The 14,832-nt window shown below is 62.3% G+C and carries 14 protein-coding genes and 1 other RNA gene; 6 read left to right on the forward strand and 9 right to left on the reverse strand.

The window, feature by feature from the left end; all coding sequences use genetic code 11:
* Nucleotides 1-171: 171 nt before the first annotated feature.
* A complete protein-coding gene (locus ACWGS9_RS06995; protein ID WP_454504547.1) occupies nt 172-1,287 on the forward strand; it encodes a cystathionine gamma-lyase in 1,116 nt (371 codons plus the stop codon).
* Between the two features lie 7 nt (nt 1,288-1,294).
* Here the strand turns inward: ACWGS9_RS06995 and ACWGS9_RS07000 are convergent, their stop codons facing one another.
* The 7 genes from ACWGS9_RS07000 to ACWGS9_RS07030 all read right to left on the reverse strand — a co-directional run bounded on the left by ACWGS9_RS07000 (nt 1,295) and on the right by ACWGS9_RS07030 (nt 5,303).
* The gene (locus ACWGS9_RS07000) at nt 1,295-1,588 is read right to left on the reverse strand and encodes a type II toxin-antitoxin system RelE/ParE family toxin (protein ID WP_454504548.1); all 294 of its coding nucleotides are present in this window, start codon (nt 1,586-1,588) and stop codon (nt 1,295-1,297) included.
* The gene (locus ACWGS9_RS07005; RefSeq protein WP_454504549.1) at nt 1,585-1,869 is read right to left on the reverse strand and encodes a type II toxin-antitoxin system ParD family antitoxin; all 285 of its coding nucleotides are present in this window, start codon (nt 1,867-1,869) and stop codon (nt 1,585-1,587) included. Before ACWGS9_RS07005 ends, ACWGS9_RS07000 begins: the two co-directional genes overlap by 4 nt.
* A gap of 160 nt (nt 1,870-2,029) precedes the next feature.
* Nucleotides 2,030-2,426: RNase P RNA component class A (gene rnpB / locus ACWGS9_RS07010), an RNA gene on the reverse strand.
* A 160-nt stretch (nt 2,427-2,586) separates the two neighbouring features.
* Nucleotides 2,587-3,294: a lytic transglycosylase domain-containing protein gene (locus tag ACWGS9_RS07015; protein ID WP_454504550.1), complete on the reverse strand. Its 708-nt coding sequence runs from the start codon at nt 3,292-3,294 to the stop codon at nt 2,587-2,589.
* A gap of 185 nt (nt 3,295-3,479) precedes the next feature.
* Nucleotides 3,480-4,247 carry a peptidoglycan recognition protein family protein gene (locus ACWGS9_RS07020; protein WP_454504551.1) on the reverse strand — a complete coding sequence of 256 codons (768 nt, stop codon included), beginning with the start codon at nt 4,245-4,247 and terminating at the stop codon, nt 3,480-3,482.
* Complete coding sequence (locus tag ACWGS9_RS07025; protein WP_454504552.1) at nt 4,244-4,963, reverse strand: TerB family tellurite resistance protein; 720 nt, start codon at nt 4,961-4,963, stop codon at nt 4,244-4,246. Before ACWGS9_RS07025 ends, ACWGS9_RS07020 begins: the two co-directional genes overlap by 4 nt.
* A 133-nt stretch (nt 4,964-5,096) precedes the next feature.
* The gene (locus tag ACWGS9_RS07030) at nt 5,097-5,303 is read right to left on the reverse strand and encodes a hypothetical protein (protein WP_320212584.1); all 207 of its coding nucleotides are present in this window, start codon (nt 5,301-5,303) and stop codon (nt 5,097-5,099) included.
* A 191-nt stretch (nt 5,304-5,494) separates the two neighbouring features.
* On the opposite strand from ACWGS9_RS07030, the gene ACWGS9_RS07035 reads away from it, so the two are divergent.
* Nucleotides 5,495-9,112, forward strand: a complete 3,618-nt coding sequence (locus ACWGS9_RS07035) for a hydantoinase B/oxoprolinase family protein (RefSeq protein WP_454504750.1) — start codon at nt 5,495-5,497, stop codon at nt 9,110-9,112.
* A gap of 62 nt (nt 9,113-9,174) precedes the next feature.
* On the opposite strand, the gene ACWGS9_RS07040 is transcribed toward ACWGS9_RS07035, so the two are convergent.
* A complete protein-coding gene (locus tag ACWGS9_RS07040; RefSeq protein ID WP_454504553.1) occupies nt 9,175-10,179 on the reverse strand; it encodes an acyltransferase family protein in 1,005 nt (334 codons plus the stop codon).
* 399 nt (nt 10,180-10,578) lie between these two features.
* Between ACWGS9_RS07040 and ACWGS9_RS07045 the strand changes: the two genes are divergently transcribed.
* The 4 genes from ACWGS9_RS07045 to ACWGS9_RS07060 all read left to right on the forward strand — a co-directional run bounded on the left by ACWGS9_RS07045 (nt 10,579) and on the right by ACWGS9_RS07060 (nt 13,252).
* On the forward strand, nt 10,579-11,877 hold the full coding sequence (locus ACWGS9_RS07045) for a BtaA family protein (protein WP_454504554.1): 1,299 nt from the start codon (nt 10,579-10,581) through the stop codon (nt 11,875-11,877).
* Entirely contained in the window at nt 11,874-12,539 is a 666-nt protein-coding gene (locus tag ACWGS9_RS07050) for a class I SAM-dependent methyltransferase (protein ID WP_454504555.1), read from the forward strand. The genes ACWGS9_RS07045 and ACWGS9_RS07050 overlap by 4 nt, the downstream gene beginning before the upstream one ends.
* Before the next feature lie 99 nt (nt 12,540-12,638).
* The gene (locus ACWGS9_RS07055) at nt 12,639-12,935 is read left to right on the forward strand and encodes a type II toxin-antitoxin system RelE/ParE family toxin (protein ID WP_454504556.1); all 297 of its coding nucleotides are present in this window, start codon (nt 12,639-12,641) and stop codon (nt 12,933-12,935) included.
* 8 nt (nt 12,936-12,943) lie between these two features.
* Entirely contained in the window at nt 12,944-13,252 is a 309-nt protein-coding gene (locus ACWGS9_RS07060; protein WP_320309425.1) for a HigA family addiction module antitoxin, read from the forward strand.
* Nucleotides 13,253-13,279: 27 nt separating this feature from the next.
* On the opposite strand, the gene ACWGS9_RS07065 is transcribed toward ACWGS9_RS07060, so the two are convergent.
* A complete protein-coding gene (locus ACWGS9_RS07065; RefSeq protein ID WP_454504557.1) occupies nt 13,280-14,662 on the reverse strand; it encodes a serine hydrolase domain-containing protein in 1,383 nt (460 codons plus the stop codon).
* Nucleotides 14,663-14,832 lie beyond the last annotated feature (170 nt).

A 14,832-nucleotide genomic window follows, 5' to 3' on the forward strand; every position in this document is an offset into this window, starting at 1 on the left:
CGAGAATCGAAAAGCGAACAAAACAGAATCAAAGCCACGAGTCGGCCGGACCAAAAACGTTTTTCAGCAGCCTGTTAGAGCCCTCTGGCCCAAAACGACGCAGCTTGCTGCGCACAGCCGGCGCGCATAGCGTCGCTTGACACCTTTCTGGCCACAACGAGGATCGAGCTGATGTCTGACAATGCGAAGTCACGCGCCGCGACACTTGCGCATCTGCGCAGCGCCGATTTCGCCAAGGGCGATCCTATCGCCTTGCCGCTGACCATGGCCTCGATCTTCCACGCGCCGGGCGACGCGACGGGCTTCGATCAATATGGCCGCTTCAGCAACCCGACCTGGCACGCGGTCGAGCACGCGCTTGGCCATCTGGAAGATGCGCAATGCGTTGCCTTCCCGTCGGGAATGGGCGCGATTTCAGCGGCTTTTTTCGCGCTTCTCAAATCGGGCGACCGCATCCTCTTGCCGTCGGACGGCTATCACACGACGCGCTCACTGGCCGAGCGTTTCCTGAAACCGCTCGGCGTCGCTTATGACGTGAGGCCAACCGCAAGCATGCTCGATGGCGGCTTCGCCGGCTATCGGGTGGTTTTCGTCGAAAGTCCGTCGAACCCCCAGCTGGACATCTGCGATATCACCGCCGTCGCCAAGGTCGTCCATGCGCAAGGGGGGACATTGATCGTCGACAACACGACGATGACGCCCTTCGGCCAGCGCCCGCTCGACCTTGGCGCGGACATCGTGGTCTCGGCCGACACCAAGGCGATCAATGGTCATTCGGACGTTCTTTTCGGCCATGTCGCCAGCCGCAACCCGGACATTGTCACCAGGGTGAAGGATTGGCGCGAGACGGCTGGCGGCATCCCCGGCCCGTTCGAGGCCTGGCTCGTGCATCGCGGCCTCGAAACGCTGGAAATGCGCTTCGACCGCATGTGCTCCTCGGCCGAAACGATCGCGCGGCGGCTGAAAAACCATCGCGCCGTCAGCGGCCTGCGCTTTCCCGGGCTCGAGGGCGATGCCTCGCACAATCTGGCGCGTGCCCAGATGGAACGCTTCGGCTTCCTGATTTCCTTCGAGCTCGCCTCCGAAGAACAGGCCGAGGCGTTCATCGACGGCTGTCCGCTTATTGAAGCGGCAACCTCCTTCGGCGGCGTGCACACATCGGCCGAGCGGCGCTCGAAACGCGGCGATGCCGTGCCGCCTGGCTTCGTTCGCCTGGCGATCGGCTGCGAGCCGGTCGAGGAGCTCTGGCAGGCGATCGAGACATCGCTGGACAAAGTCGCCAACTGAGTGGCACCTAGGATCCTAGATCCTCTGCTTCGATCCTGCGCCGGCCGTGTAATACGCGCAGAATTTCGATCGCGTTGTCGCCAATCCGATAAAACGTAAGATACTCCCCGACAACGAGGTGGCGAATGCCCGGCAAGATGTCGTCGCGCGGCGCGCCTGATCCGGGATGAAGGGTCAGCAAATCCCATCGCCGCTGAAGAGTTTCGACAAAACGGATTGCGGCATTTGGATTGTGGTCGGCGATGTAGTCGCCGATAGCTTCGAGGTCGATCAGTGCCTGTGGAAGCAGGCGGTACTTCACTCGCTAGCGCCTTTGGCTTCCGCCATCTTCGCATATTTAGCGCGCAATCGCTCCATCAAAGGAGGCCCCTCCAGCGCCGGCCCGCTGTCGATCCCCTCCTGCACCAGCTCCCGCAACTCCTCAACGGTGTAGCCGAGCAGGTCGCGCCGCTCCTTCCATAGCCTGAGCGCATCGCGGATGACTTCACTGGCCGAGGCGTATTCGCCGGCGGCGACGACATCGTCGACCGCAGCTGCCAGCTCCGGTGAAAGCGTGATGCTGCGTTTATCGACCTGGCCCATGACGCGCGCTCCTTATGCCCCTTCAAGGTACGATTTAATCGCACCGGCTTCAAGAATACGTTTGATCACATCGCGAAGGGTGTCTTGTAGAGCGTCTGAATCAGAACACCCGCACGTCGGCGTAACCCTCTGATTCCGCGCATCTATCGCAAATCAGAAAAATGCCAGCTGGCCTGTAAGCCGGGTTCTGTATGGCCCTCGCCTTGCGGCGAGAACGTGGCGGCCATTCATCTCGGGCGCATGTTGCCATGCGCCTCACGCAACCTACCCGGGCGGTGGGCCGGAAACAGCCCTCGAAGGTTTCCCCTCGCACCGCCCCTATTCGGTTTTGCTCCCGGTGGGGTTTGCCTTGCCGCTTCTGTTGCCAGTCGCGCGGTGGGCTCTTACCCCACCCTTTCACCCTTGCCGCAGCAGATGCAGCGGCGGTTTGCTTTCTGTGGCACTTTCCCTGGGGTCGCCCCCGCCGGCCGTTAGCCGGCACCGTGTCTCCATGGAGCCCGGACTTTCCTCACCCGCAGCCTTTCGGCTCTCGCGGGTGCGGCCGCCCGGCCAGCTGGCAAGCGCGTATAAAGGGATTCCCGCCCGAAAAGGCAAACGAAAAAGCTGATCCATGCCGCCCAAAGCTCTCGGGCTCAGCCGCAGGGTGCACGGCGGCTTCGGGACAACGACATGCATGAGGAAACACGCGTCGCCCAAATCCGCCTCCGTGGATGAGCCTTAGGCCGGTGAGCCCAGCGCCACCATCTGCACCTTCACCTTGCTGCAATAGGCGGCCGAAACCGGGTTCATCCGCGTCGCGCCATGACCCGCATTGTATTTGAGGATCGTGCCGCAGGTGGTGCCGCCACCGAGATCCCGCGCCATGGCGAGGTACTTCATGCCGTATTTGATGTTGGTGTCGGGATCGAACAATCCCTTGGCCGAGCCGGTGTAGCCCATCATGCGGGCCGTGGCCGGCTTGATCTGCATCAGGCCGATCTCGCCGGCGCCGCCGACCAGGGTTGGCCGGTAGTTGCTTTCGATCTTGATGACGGCCTTGGCGAGCGACACCGGCACGCCATAGCTCGCCGCGTAGCGGGCAATGATCGTCGAATACTGGCCGTCGCCGGCAGCGGTGGAAGTCGCCAGGGCGATCTTGCCGGTATGGATAGAGGCTGTCGTGGTGAGATCAATCGTCTTTCTGCCGCGCTTGGCGCGTTTGGCCGTCGATTTCGCGGCCCTGGTCGCGGCAACCTTCTCCACCTTGGCCGGAGCTCTTTTGATCTTTGGCGCCGCCTTGCTGCCTGGGGCCGCCTTGGTCGTCGTGGGGGCGACGGCAAGGCCATTGTCTGCCCGAAGGCTCAAAGGGGCACTGTTTGCCGGATTGAAGGCAAAGCTTATTACTCCGGCAGCAACAGCTGCCGCTACAACGGTCAATTTTTGCATGTAGTCCTGTTCTGTTAAAGCCGCGCGAAGAAATTCACGCAGTTGCGCCAATTCAACGTCGGAGCATCCGGGGGGATAGACGTCCGACGACTTGCGGGAGAGGCATTTGGCGGTGGAATTGGCGGCAATGAAGGCGGCGCAATTCACTTTAAGTGACAGATTGTAATTTAAGGAGTCCAGCGCGATTATTTGGCGGCGGCTACCTTTACGGAAGCTAACAGCCTCTCCAGCGTGCGGGTCGTCGAATTGTCCGCCACGCCATCAACCAACCGCCGCCGGAAATGCCGCTGGAACGCCGCCACCACGATTTCCGTCTGCCGGTCGTAAATACCCGATATCTCGACGCCATAACCATAGAGCGCCAGCATCGACTGCAGCGCCTCGACATCGGAGCCGGTGTCACCAGCCTTCAGCGCAGCGCCCGGTTTTATCGGCGCCGCCGTTACGAGGTGACCGACACCGGCCACGAACAGCGCCTTCCAGGGGAATCTTTCGCCCGGGTCGACCTTGCGGCCCGGAGCCACGTCCGAGTGCGCGAGCACCCTTGCGGAAGGAACGGAATAGCGGTCCACGATACCCGCGCATACGTCGATCACGGCGTCGATCTGCCGTCTTGGGAAGGCCTTGTAGCCCAGCGAATGCCCGGGGTTGACGATCTCGATACCAACCGAACAGGAGTTGATGTCGGTACTCCCAAGCCAGGAGCTCTTGCCGGCATGCCAGGCGCGATCGCTCTCGCGCACCATCTGAATGATGCGGCCGTCCTCATGAACAAGGTAATGCGAGGATACTTCGCTTGCCGGATCGCATAACCACGCCACGGCACCGGCGCCGCTTACCATCCCCGTATAATGCAGCACGATCATGTCGGGCCTCAGTGTCCCGAGGCGCGGACCGAAATTCGGCGACACCCGGACCTCCGCACCTGGCTGGTCGGGCAGAAAACCGCTCATACGTGCCTGAGGCCCCGCTCGATCATCTCATAGGCGGCATTGATCGCCGCGACCCTGGTCGTGGCGATCTTGATGAATTCCTGCGGCAGACCGCGCGCGATCAACCTGTCGGGGTGATTGTCCGAGATCAGCTTGCGATAGCGTTTCCTGATCTCCTCGAACGGCTTGCCGCGCTCGATGCCCAGAACGAGATAGGGATCGGCGGCGCCAAGATTGACGTGCCGCGACAGGATCACCTCGTAATGCGCCTCATCGATTCGGAAAATCTCGGCGATCCGGTGCAGGAACTGCCCTTCCCGCTCATGGATGAGGCCGTCCGCCTTGGCGATATGGAAAAGACCGTCGAGGATATCTTCCAGCATCATGCAGTTGGCATGGCCGGAACCGCAGAGTTGCGCCATGCGCTGGGCGTAGATCTCGAACCCGGCAACGTCCTGCTGAGCGATGTCGTAAAGCCGCGCCACATTGCGTGTCTCGCTTGGCGGCACTTCGAAGATTTCCTGGAAGGCGCGCACTTCGTCCTGGGTGACGATACCGTCGGCTTTAGCCATCTTGGCCGAGAGCGCGATCATCGCCACCGAGAAGGCGACGCGCCGGCGCAGGTCCGGATCGCCCGAAAACACGGTACGCACGGCTTCGACGACGTCCGCGACGCCCGAGGACGCCGACGACGATACACGAGCGATGAAGTCGCCGAGGCGGTCCCAAATCGACATGCCGGCTTCATAGTGCGAACCGGGCGGTCCTATCAAGCCGGGACGATGCCGCAGGTGTGATCGGCGACATCCGGATCGACGCAAAAAAAGAAGGCCGGCAATACCGGCCTTCCTCGATATTATCGGTCGGTTCCTACTTCGCAGGCGCGGCAGGAGCCGGATTTGTTGCCGGAGCCGGTTCGGCGGGCTTCGAAGCGTCAGGCGAAACTGGCTTCATCGGCTGCTCGTTGGCCGGGGGATTGGTGCTCTGGGTGGTGGTCTTGTCGGTACCATTGTCGCTACAAGCCGCGACCCCCAGCAGGGCGAGCGCCGAAACAGACGCCAGAATAATCTTCTTCATGGTATCTCTCCTTGCACAGACGCTCACGTTTCGGTGAGCGGTCGCAGAGGAAATGCATCAACAGGCGCATCGGTTTCGTAACGTTGCGTTTCCATGTGTAACATCAACTTGCGATTGCTGGCGCCGAAATCCCGAACTAACAGAACATACGCTCGAAGACACAATGGGTAAGCAGAATGCCGGCAGCCGAAATGACACAGAAATGGGACTTCTGGATCGACCGCGGAGGCACCTTCACCGACATCATCGGCCGTGATCCGCAAGGCCGGCTGCACCCTCGAAAACTGCTGTCCGAGAATCCCGAGGCCTATGCGGACGCCGCTATCCAGGGCATCCGTGACCTGTTGGGTTTGAAAGCCGGCGCGGTCATTTCCGCCGACGCGATCGGCGACGTCAAAATGGGCACCACCGTTGCCACCAATGCGCTGCTCGAGCGCAAGGGCGATCGTGTGCTCCTGCTCATCAGCAAAGGTTTTCGCGACGCTTTGCGTATCGCTTACCAGGCGCGGCCGGATATCTTCGCCAAGGAGATCATCCTGCCCGAGCAGCTCTATGAGCGGGTGATCGAGGTCAATGAGCGCGTGCGCGCCGATGGCTGCATCGAGCGATTGCTCGACATCGCCGCTTGCCGCCCGGCGATCGAACAGGCCAAGGCCGAGGGCATCGACGCGGTCGCCATCGTCTTCATGCATGCCTGGAAATACCCGGACCACGAAAAGGCCGTGGCAAAGGTCTGCCGCAAGATCGGCTTCAGCCAGATCTCGGTTTCTCACGAGGTCTCGCCGCTGATCAAGCTGGTCGGCCGCGGCGACACCACCGTGGTCGACGCCTATCTGTCGCCGATCCTGTCGCGCTACGTGCAACGGGTGGCCGGCGAACTGGGTGCCGGTCCGCGTCTGATGTTCATGATGTCGTCGGGCGGTCTCACCGCCGCCGACATGTTCCAGGGCAAGGATGCGCTGCTTTCGGGACCAGCGGGCGGGGTCGTCGGCATGGTCGAGACGGCGAAGCTCGCCGGCTTCGACAAGGTCATCGGCTTCGATATGGGCGGCACCTCGACCGACGTCGCCCATTATGACGGCGAATATGAGCGCGCCTTCGACACCGAGGTAGCCGGCGTGCGCATCCGGGCCCCGATGATGCGCATCCACACGGTCGCCGCCGGCGGCGGCTCGATCGTGCATTATGAAGCGGGCCGCTTCCGCGTCGGCCCGGATTCCGCCGGCGCCAATCCCGGCCCCGCCGCTTACCGGCGCGGCGGCCCGCTCGCCGTCACCGATGCCAATGTCATGCTCGGCAAATTGCAGCCCGATTTCTTCCCGGCGATTTTCGGCGCAGGCCAGGACCGGCCGCTCGACGTCGGGGTGGTTCGCGAAAAATTCACGGCACTTGCCGCCGCGATCGGCGATGGCCGGGCGCCCGAGGCCGTCGCCGAGGGTTTCATCACCATCGCCGTCGAGAACATGGCCAACGCCATCAAGAAGATCTCGGTGCAGCGCGGCTACGACGTCACGGAATATCTCTTGAACTGCTTCGGCGGCGCCGGCGGCCAGCATGCCTGCCTGGTTGCCGACGCGCTCGGCATGGAAGCCGTGCTGATCCACCCCTTCTCCGGCCTGCTTTCAGCTTACGGAATCGGCCTCTCGTCGGTCTTCGCTTCGCGCCAGCAGGGTCTGCTGCAGCCGCTTGCCGAGGAATCGCGTGCGGCGCTCGAGGCACTGATCGTGGCCTTGCGCAGCGAGGTTGTCGCCGAGCTTGGCGAGCAGGGCATTGCCGGGGACGCGGTTTCAACGAAGCCTGTTCTGCATATCCGCTATGACGGCACCGATACGGCGCTGCCGGTGAATTTCGAGCATGGTTCGATCTTCCGCGCCAGAAGCGATTTCGAGGCCGCGCATAAGGCACAGTTCGGATTCGTCTATGACGACAAGCCGATCGTCGTGGAGACCGTCGCCGTCGAAGGCATGGAAGCCGCTCGACAGGACAGGGCCGAAGCCTACGCGCCTGCCGGACCGGCGAGGACCGAGGCCAAGTCCTTGGAAAACCGGGGCTTCTACACCGAAGGCCGCTGGCACGAGGCCGGCGTCTACCGCCGCGAAGACCTGCGGCCATCCCACACGGTCGCTGGCCCCGCGCTGATCATCGAACCGAACCAGACCATCGTCGTCGAGCCGGGCTGGCGTGCCGAGATCACCAATCTCAACCACGTCGTGATACGCCGCACGGAAAGAAAGGCCCGTGCCGCCGCGCTTGGCACCGAGGCCGATCCGGTCATGCTGGAAGTCTTCAACAACCTCTTCATGTCGATCGCCGAGCAGATGGGCGTGACGCTGCAGAACACCGCCTATTCGGTCAACATCAAGGAACGGCTCGATTTTTCCTGCGCCGTCTTCGACCGCCACGGCGCGCTGGTCGCCAACGCGCCGCATATGCCGGTGCATCTGGGCTCCATGGACCGTTCGGTCGAAACCATCATCCGCCTGAATTCCGGCGACATCCATCCCGGCGACGTCTTCGCGCTCAATGCCCCCTATAATGGCGGCACGCATTTGCCTGACATCACGGTAGTGACGCCTGTCTTCGACGATGCGCACAGGGAAATCCTGTTCTGGGCGGCCTCGCGCGGCCATCATGCCGATGTCGGAGGCACCGCGCCCGGCTCGATGACGCCTTTGGCCACAACCGTCGACGAGGAAGGCGTGCTGTTCGACAATTTCCGCATCGTCGATCGCGGCCGCTTCCGCGAGAAGGAGTTGGAGACCCTCCTCACCGACCATCCTTATCCCGCGCGCAATCCCACCCAGAACATCGCCGACCTGAAGGCGCAGATCGCCGCCAACGAAAAGGGCGTGGCGGAACTGCGCAAGATGGTCGCGCATTTCGGCCTCGATGTCGTCGAAGCCTATATGGGCCATGTCCAGGACAACGCTGCCGAGAGCGTGCGCCGCGTCATCGAGCGGCTTCCCGACAGCGCGGCTTACGAATACCCCACCGACACCGGCCAGGTGATCAAAGTGAAGATCACCGTCGACCGACAAAAACGCGAGGCGACCGTCGATTTCACCGGCACGTCGCCGGTGATGAAGAACAATTTCAACGCGCCGGAGCCCGTCGCCCGCGCCGCCGTGCTTTATGCCTTCCGCGTCATGGTTGAGGACATGATCCCGATGAATGCCGGGTGTCTGAGGCCTATCAACATCATCATCCCCGATGGTTCGATGCTGAAGCCCGCCTACCCTGCCGCCGTCGTCGCCGGCAATGTCGAGACCTCGCAGCATGTCACAAATGCGCTGTTTGGCGCGATGGGCGCCATGGCCAACGCGCAAGGCACGATGAACAACCTCACCTTCGGCAACAAGAAGTACCAGTATTACGAGACGATCTGCTCCGGCTCGCCGGCCGGCCGGATGAATTCGGGACGCGGCTTCGCCGGCACCTCCGGCGTTCACACCCACATGACCAATTCGCGCCTCACCGACCCGGAGGTGCTGGAACTGCGCTTCCCCGTCGTGCTGGAAGACTTCCACATCCGCGAGGGCTCCGGCGGCAAGGGCAAGTGGAACGCCGGCGACGGAACCAGGCGCACCATCCGTTTTCTAGAAAAAATGGAATGCGCGATCCTGTCCTCCCACCGCAACCGGCCGCCCCAGGGCCTCGACGACGGCGGCGACGGCGAGGCGGGCTCGACCAGGGTCAGGCGCAATGACGGATCGATCGACGTCCTGAAAGCCTGCGACCAGACCACGCTCGATGCCGGCGAGGCCGTCATCGTCACCACGCCGACACCCGGAGCGTTCGGCAAGGCGTAGCTTGACAGCGGGCGGCACGGCCAAGCGACTGGCTTCCGCCTGAGGCCGGCAGCAACGATGGCTTATGCCGAGGCCTTCGCTGACGGGATTGCCCGCTTTACTTCGGCAATCATCGGCTTCTCTATCACTTCGTGAACACGCCACGCCCCTGCCAGCGAAACAACGATGGCGCTTACGATAATCACATTCGGGTCTGCTGGATACATCGCCCATATGATGGCGAGCCCGGAGATCAATATCGGGTGCACGAGGTAGAGCGAGTAGGAGGCTCCGCCGAGGTAGGTCCATACGCCCTGTCGCGCCTGGATGTGCATAGTGCCGTAAACGATAAGGACAGCGGGGATCCCGAGGACGGCTAGACGGTAGAGATTTTGTTCGCCCGTCAGAAAGAGCTCGGTATGGCCGTCTGGAACAACCATAAGCCAGGCCGCGGAAAAAAGAGCTGCAACGCCCAACGGCAACATGGCTAAGCCCCACCGGATCTTGCCGACCCTAACGATCGCCACGCCGGCCATGAATTCCAGAATGATCGGGTTGCCCAAGAACTGGAAGACAGGGCTGACCCGGCGAAGCAGAAACGCACCGACAAAAATGGCCAGAAGAGCATATCGCCATCGCCGATCGAACAGAACTAGCGCGACCGCGGCATAAAAGAGCATCTCGAAACATAGCGTCCACGCCACTCCGAGCGCGGGTGCTGTCATCTGGTCTGTTGCGGGCCACAAGAACATCGTGGCCAGGATATTGCGCCAGCCCATTCCGGGGCCATTGGCCATGATTGGTATCGCCGGAATGCTGCATAGCAGGTAGAGCGGGACAATCCTGAGCAGTCGCGCCCGGATGAACTCGGCGGCCGTTCTGCCAGGTGCTACCGTCGCGATGATCACGCCGGAGATGACGAAGAAGATGTCGACCCCGGCCGATCCGACAAGTGCATACTGGTAGGGAATTACTCCCAGGTAGGGAATTTCTCTGACGTTGCAAATCCGCATCGCGGATTGCACCGCATGTAGAAAAACGACCATCAATGCGGCTATAAACCGCAACGCCTGGAGAGACCAGATCATTTGTGTCTAACGATCGCTGCGATCGTTTCCACGTATTGTCTTCCTCGTTCCCAGTACATCTGCCTGTCCATATCCGGCCAATTCCTGTTCCACTCGGCAGCTTGCCGCTACAGGAAAACTTCTTATTTTCTTTAAACAAGTCAAAGAACAACGGTAAAATTTGATTGCGGCTCCGCTTGGCAAGCAGCAAGCGACGAGGGAATTGGCGGTGGCAAGCTGGAACAAACAGGAGTTCCCAAATATCTCGCCAACACGCCAGACCGGCCATCGGCCGTGAGGGGCTTCCAGCGGGAAGAATGAGCTTAGGCACATTGGCCAAATGAAATTGCGCGGGATGCCAAGCGACAGCGCACCGAACAAAGCGTAGGACTTGCGTCAACAGGCTGTCACCTGCCTGTCATGACGCTGCGCTACCCGCTTGCGCCAACGCAAACGGGGAATCACCTTGCGATGTCGGACGTATCCGGAGAACTCGTTTATCGCCGAGGCAAGGAAGTCGGAAAGGCCGTCTACCAGAACCGCGCATTGTCGAAGGACGGCATTTCCGAGCGGCTTTTCGCTTTCCTGTTCTCCGGCCTCGTCTATCCGCAGATATGGGAAGATCCGGATGTCGACATGGAGGCCATGCAGCTCGGCGCCGGCCACAGGGTCGTCACAATCGCCTCGGGCGGCTGCAACATTCTGGCTTACCTGACCCGCTCGCCGGCCAGGATCGACGCCGTCGATCTCAATGCCGCGCACGTCGCGCTGAACCGCATGAAGCTGGAGGCGGTGCGCCACCTGCCGTCGCAGGGCGACCTGTTCCGCTTCTTCGGCGCCGCCGACACCAGCCACAATTCGGATGCCTATGACCGCTTCATCGCGCCGCATCTCGATCCGGTCAGCCGCCATTACTGGGAGCGCCGCAGCTGGCGCGGCCGCCGTCGTATCTCGGTCTTCGACCGCAACTTCTACCAGACCGGCCTGCTCGGCCTCTTCATCGCCATGGGCCATCGCGTCGGCAAGCTGTTCGGTGTCGACCCGGCCGGCATCATGAAGGCTGAGAACATCGGCGAGCAACGCCGCTTCTTCAACGAGGAGCTGGCGCCGGTCTTCGACAGGAAGCTCTTACGCTGGGCGACCTCACGCAAGGCTTCGCTGTTCGGCCTCGGCATCCCGCCGGCCCAGTACGACTCGCTGATCACCTCCGGCGACGGCTCGATGGCGAGCGTGCTCAAGGCACGGCTGGAAAAGCTCGCCTGCGACTTCCCGCTGAAGAACAATTACTTCGCCTGGCAGGCCTTTGCGCGCCGCTATCCGCAACCTGGCGAGGCCGCGTTGCCTGCCTATCTGGAACAGCGCAACTACAAGACGATCCGCGACAACATCGACCGCGTCGCCATTCACCACGCCAATCTGATCAAATTCCTGGCCGCCAAGGATGCGGGTAGCGTCGACCGTTTCGTCCTGCTCGACGCCCAGGACTGGATGACCGACGATCTGCTCAACGATTTGTGGACCGAGATCACCCGCACCGCCTCGGTCGGCGCCCGCGTCATCTTCCGCACCGCGGCCGAACCCAGCCTGCTGCCCGGCCGCCTCTCCAACTCGCTGCTCGACCAGTGGACCTATGAGAACGAGGCTTCGCGCGAATTCTCCGCCAGGGATCGCTCGGCCATCTATGGCGGCTTCCACCTCTATGTGAAGCGCGCCGCATGAGCACGACCGAGCTGCCGGCCAGCCATGCCGAGCTTATGGACGGCGTCTACCGCTGGCAGCGCCACGTCTACGACCTGACCCGCAAATACTATCTGCTCGGCCGCGATCGGCTGATCGACGGGCTGGACGTGCCGCAAAATGGCACCGTGCTGGAGCTCGGCTGCGGCACCGGCCGCAACATCGCGCTTGCCGCCCGCCGTTACCCGAGCGCCCGCTTCTTCGGCCTCGATATCTCCGCCGAGATGCTGGAGACGGCGAATGCGGCCATCGCTCGCGAAGGTCTCTCCGAAAAGGTCAACCTGTCGCGTGGCGACGCGACCGATTTCGACGCCGAGGCTCTCTTCGGCGTCGAGCGATTCGACCGCGTTTTTGTGTCCTATTCGCTGTCGATGATCCCCGGCTGGGAAAAGACTGTTTCAGCCGCCCTCTCTTCGCTCGCGCCCGGCGGATCGCTGCATGTCGTCGATTTCGGCCAGCAGGAAGGCCTGCCGCGCTGGTTCAGGACTTTGCTGCGCGGCTGGCTGCGGAAGTTTCACGTCACGCCGCGCGCCTCGCTGCGCGACGTTCTTGAATCGGAATCGCAGCGCGCCGGCGCAACCTTCCGGTTCAGAACCCTTTATCGCGGCTATGCCTGGTTGGCCGTGATCAGGATCGCCATCTGATTTTGCCAAGGCCCGCTGCTCTGGTCTGCAGCAAAGGCGACCCACGCATTGCGCTATGCCCCAAGGAGTGGTACACTATCCCCATGTTGGAAGCATGTGATGATCGTCGGCTTTAGAGACGGGTGCCTGCGGGCCTTCTTCGTGGACGATACTCACTGCCGCAACATTCCGTCCGATCTCGAAAGCCGCCTGTTTCGCAAGCTCCAGATGATCGACGACGCTGCTACCGATCAGGATTTGCGCGTACCGCCCAGCAATCACTTCGAGAAGTTGCGCGGCAATCTCGAAGGCTTTCATTCCATCCGCGTCAACAAGCAAAGGCGGCTGGTTTTCCGCTGGGATGGTGGTCGGGGTGAGGCGTCGGACATCTACCTGGACGACCATAGCTATAAGTGAGGTGAGACATGTTGATGACCGCACGCAAGCCCGCAACGGTTGGCGAAATCCTCACGGAAGAGTTCATGCATCCGCTCGGCCTGACGCAAGCCGCTCTGGCCGAGGCGATGGGCGTCCAGCGCAAGCATGTGAACGAATTGTGCAACGACCGCCGCAATGTAACGGCGGCGACCGCGCTCATTTTGGCGCGGGTGTTCGGCAACAGCCCTGATTTCTGGCTCAACGTCCAACGCCGCAGCGATCTTTGGCAAGTCATGAACTCGCCTGACGAGCGCGCGCGTGTCGATCGCGCCAAGCCTTTGCCGACCGCCGCATAGGCAAGCGGCGACTGCCGATCACATGCCTCAGTGCAGCGCCTTCACCAGCGCCCCCACCATCGTCTGCGGCCGGTAGTTGAGCTTGGCCGGGGTCAGCCCAAGCCGCACCACCACCAGCTGCTCCGAGGGAACGATCGCAACCGTCTGGCCGTCATGGCCCTCCATCCAATAGGTGTCCTTGGGCAGGCCGGCGGCAACACCCGCGCCTGGATTTTCCTCGTCGCCCGGCCCCTCGATCCATAGCTGACCCTTGCCGTAGACCTTCGAGGCCGGCGCCGGCTGGCGCATCCAGTCGACAAAACCAGCCGGAAGCACCTGGTTTCCGTTCCAGACGCCGCCCTGCAGCAGGAACTGGCCGAAGCGCGCCCAGTCATGCGCGGTGGCGTAGAGATAGGAGGAGCCGACGAACGTGCCGTGTTCGTCGGTTTCAAGCACCGCGCTGCGCATGCCGAGCGGCTCGAACAACGCCGTACGCGGCAAGGTCAGCGCCTTTGCCTTGTCGCCGACCGCATCCTGCCACAGCCGCGACAGCATCACCGCCGTGCCGCTCGAATAGGAAAATGCCTTGCCGACCTCGCCGGTCAGTGGCTTGGCCTCGGCGAAACCCGCCATGTCGGGCTCGAGATAGAGCATGCGCGTCACATCGGCGACGTCGCCATAGTCCTCGTTGAACTCCAGTCCGCTCGACATCGCCATCATGTCGGCAAGGCTGATGGCGCCGCGCCCGTCGGCCTTCCACCGAGCGAACAGGCCCTTGTTGTCGACAGCCATCTTGCCGTCCTTGACCAGCGTGCCGACGATCGCGGCATTCACCGTCTTGGTCATCGACCAGCCGAGCAGCGGCGTCTTGGCCGAAAAGCCCTCACCGTAGCGCTCCGCGACGACACGGCCGTTCTTCACCACCACGATGGCGCGCATGCCTGAGCCGGCCATCGCTGCGTCTTCGACGATTTTCGCGACCTCGGGATTCTGCGAAGCATCCACCCGTTCGCCGTCGGGCCAGAACGCGTCCGGCTGCGCCGGCGTAGAGGCCGCTGCACGCAGCGACGTCTGCCGCGCCTTACCGGTATCGCCGTCGGGAACCGATGCGCAGCCGACGCCGTCGCGCTCAACCGCGACACTCTTGCCGAAAACCCACAGCAGGCCGGCTGAAACCAGTCCCCGCTCCTTGTCGACGGAGACTTTCATCAACCTGAGCAACGGATGGCCGGGCGCCTGCACGTCGACGGCCAGAACCTCGTTGGCATCGCGACCGGCGATGAAGACGTTCGAGCACACGATCTTGGCCGAATAGCCGGAGCCGACACGGATGAGCTCCGGCGGCGCGAAATAGAGCCAGGCGAACAGCGCGACCACCGCCAATATCACAAGGCCAAGCAGCCATTTGATGAACTTCACGACAGCCCGCATCTTTTCCGCCCTTGGATTCGTCGGCTCGATTTATGTCATCGATTTGCCGCCATTGCTTCCGCAAAATCACTGGTGTCGTCGAGCGCCGTCAATGGATTATCAACCATGTTCGGCGATCAACTGACTCGATCGAACGATCCTGTGGGGCGATCGTCCGAGGGGGGCCGGCG

The organism is Mesorhizobium sp. Arg314, from assembly GCF_053714275.1.